Annotated in this window: 2 protein-coding genes and 1 pseudogene; all 3 read right to left on the reverse strand. The window is 71.9% G+C overall.

Translation table 11 applies throughout. From position 1 onward, the window contains the following. Positions 1-297 (reverse strand): annotated as a pseudogene (locus tag RIM90_RS28410) (CAP domain-containing protein); the annotation flags it as partial. Positions 298-695: 398 nt separating this feature from the next. Further along, a complete protein-coding gene (locus RIM90_RS28415) occupies positions 696-1,364 on the reverse strand; it encodes a hypothetical protein (protein WP_309063616.1) in 669 nt (222 codons plus the stop codon). Positions 1,365-1,544: 180 nt separating this feature from the next. Next, on the reverse strand, positions 1,545-2,609 hold the full coding sequence (locus RIM90_RS28420) for a biotin/lipoate A/B protein ligase family protein (RefSeq protein WP_309063617.1): 1,065 nt from the start codon (positions 2,607-2,609) through the stop codon (positions 1,545-1,547). Between the last annotated feature and the right edge of the window lie 106 nt (positions 2,610-2,715).

A 2,715-nucleotide genomic window follows, 5' to 3' on the forward strand; every position in this document is an offset into this window, starting at 1 on the left:
CTTCGGTGCGCCGGCCTTCGGTGCCCCGGTCTTCGGAGCGCCCGCGGTGGCGGTCGGCGTGTCCGACGGTGCCGCCGTGGGCTCGCCGTGCTGCTGGCTGCTCCACTGGCGGTACCAGCCGGGACCGTCCCACCTGTCCTCGGCCGCGACCGAGGTGGCGGCGTCCTGGTGCTGCCGTTGCCCGTCGTCGGGCCAGTCGGCACAGGCCATGGCGGCGGAGGGTATGCCTATGACGCCCAAGGCGACTGCCGCGACGGCCGTCCGCCGGTACTTCTGCTGATGGCGATGCTTTCCCATGCGTGACCTCACCCCTGCTGTCCGGAGGCTGGTCATTCTTGGGACGGCCCGGCACCGGGCGCAAAGGGCCGTTGTACTACTGCGCTTCGTAGGCTTGCGGGGGGCTTGCGGCGGGCGGGCGGGCGTGCCGACCCGCCCGCCACGGACCCCGCGGGACGCCTGCCGCCTCGTCAGGAACCCCCGCACGGCGAAAAACCCGCGACTCTCGGCACCCGGCCGGATCACCACCCGCCTCGGCCCGCCCCGCGCTCATGGCAAGCCGGACAAATCCCTTATGTCGCCGGAGCGGGTTCTACTAAGCGACCCGCGCAGATCGAGGACACGGTGTGACAGATGTCACGGAACCATGAATTCCGGTTCGGCGTCGGGGGGCGAGGGCACGCCCTGAGGGCGGCCGGTCAGCCCCGCTCGTCCTCCAGGGCCGCCGTCGCCTCCTTGGCGGCCCTGATGGCACCCTTGTTGATCTCGTCCGTGCCCGGCGCCTTCTTCGACTCGAAGTCGCTGCCGTTGTACGTCACGATCACCAGCGCGTTGGAGGCGCGGGCCACCACCACGCCCTCCCGGGTCTGCTGCCCGTCCTCGGTGGCGAGGTTCACCACGGAGTACGCGGCGTCACCGAGCCCGGGAACCGCGCCCCCGCCGCTCTTCTCCGCCAGGCGCCCCTCGTACGACCGCTGTGCCGCCTCGTCCGACTCCAGCACCTCGAAGGACACGTCGAGCCAGCGGTATTCGTAGCCCTCGAGCGCGTTCCAGGAGCAGGTGCGGCGCAGCTCGGTGTCCGTGGACGGTATCTCCTTGCCGGCCGTTTCGGCGCCCGGCACAAGGGACTTGACGGTCTTCTCGGCCAGCGCGGTGCACGGCGCGGGCGCGGCGGTGTACGTCTTCGCCACCTGCGTCGTCGAGGGGGCGGAGGCGGACCGGTTCTCCGTCGCCCTCTCCGTGGGCTTCTTCTCGGCGGCCTGCGGTGCGGCGAGAGGGCCGGAGGACAACGCCCAGCCCGCCGCGGCGAGGACGACCACCGGGGACAGGCGCGCGGTCAGGGCGATCGGCAGAGGCAAGGAACGCACGGCGCACTTCTCGTGGGGGACGGTGCGGAAGGAGTCCGCACTGCGGACGGGACGCCAGTGTCACACGCATTGTTGTGGTGCGGAAGGGTCAACTCGCTCCGTAGGCAGGCGGTGACGAGGGCGTACCGTCCCGGGCGGCCGTTTGCCGCGGTTCCTGCGAGGACAGGTGGTTTGCGCCCGTCAGGGCACCCGGGCGGTCCATTCCGGCGAGGTGAACTTCGTCCGCGCCAACTCCTCCGCGCGGGCCAGTTCCTCGTCCGTCACCTTGCCGTCGGCGAGCCCGTACCGGAGGCGGAACGAGTCGGTCATCCGCTCGATGACGGCCTCGCGCGGCAGACCGGTCTGCCGGCGCAGCGGATCCACCCGCTTCTTCGCGCTCCCCGTGCCCTTGTCGGACAGCTTCTCCCGTCCGATGCGCAGCACGTCGACCATCTTGTCGGCGTCGATGTCGTAGGCCATGGTCACGTGGTGCAGCACGGCGCCGGGACCGCCGGCCGGTCCCACGAGCCGTTTCTGCGCGGCGCCGGCGATCTTGCCCTGGTCGGTGGCGATGTCGTTCAGCGGCTGGTACCAGGCCCTGATCCCCATGTCACCGAGCGCACCGAGCACCCAGTCGTCGAGGTAGGCGTAGCTGTCCTGGAAGGACAGCCCCTGCACCAGCGCCTCCGGCACCGACAGGGAGTACGTGATGGTGTTGCCGGGCTCCACGAACATCGCCCCGCCGCCGGAGATGCGGCGCACGACCTCGATGCCGTGCCGCCGTGCCCCCTCGGGGTCGACCTCGTTGCGCAGGGACTGGAAGCTGCCGATGATCACCGCCGGGGCGCCCCACTCCCACACGCGCAGCGTGGGCGGGCGGCGGCCGGCGGCGACCTCGGCCGTGAGCACCTCGTCCAGCGCCATGTGCAGCGCCGGGGCCTGCGGGCCCTCGTGGATCAGCTGCCAGTCGTAGTCGGTCCAGTCGGTGGCGTGCGCGAGCGCACGGCGCACCGCGATGCCGACGCCCTCCGAGGTCAGCCCGTACATCACGGTCCCCTCGGGGAGGGCGGCGTCGATCCGCGCCGCCAGACCGGCCGCGTCGGTGTCGGCGGGGGCGCCGTCCAGGGCGTGGTTCACGGCGTCGAGCGCCTCGTCCGGTTCGAGGAAGAAGTCGCCCGCCACGCGCGCGCGGCGCAGCACGCCGTCCTCCACGTCCACGTCCACGACGACGAGCTTGCCGCCGGGAACCTTGTACTCACCGTGCACGGCTCCGCCTTTCCTTGTGCCGCTGGGAATCAACAGCGGAGGCGGCCGCGGTGTTCCCCGCCGTGCCGTGACGTGCGGGACCCCGGTCAGCTGCGGTCCTCACCGG

The organism is Streptomyces sp. (assembly GCF_031181555.1).
In the GTDB taxonomy this organism is placed as follows: domain Bacteria; phylum Actinomycetota; class Actinomycetes; order Streptomycetales; family Streptomycetaceae; genus Streptomyces; species Streptomyces fimbriatus.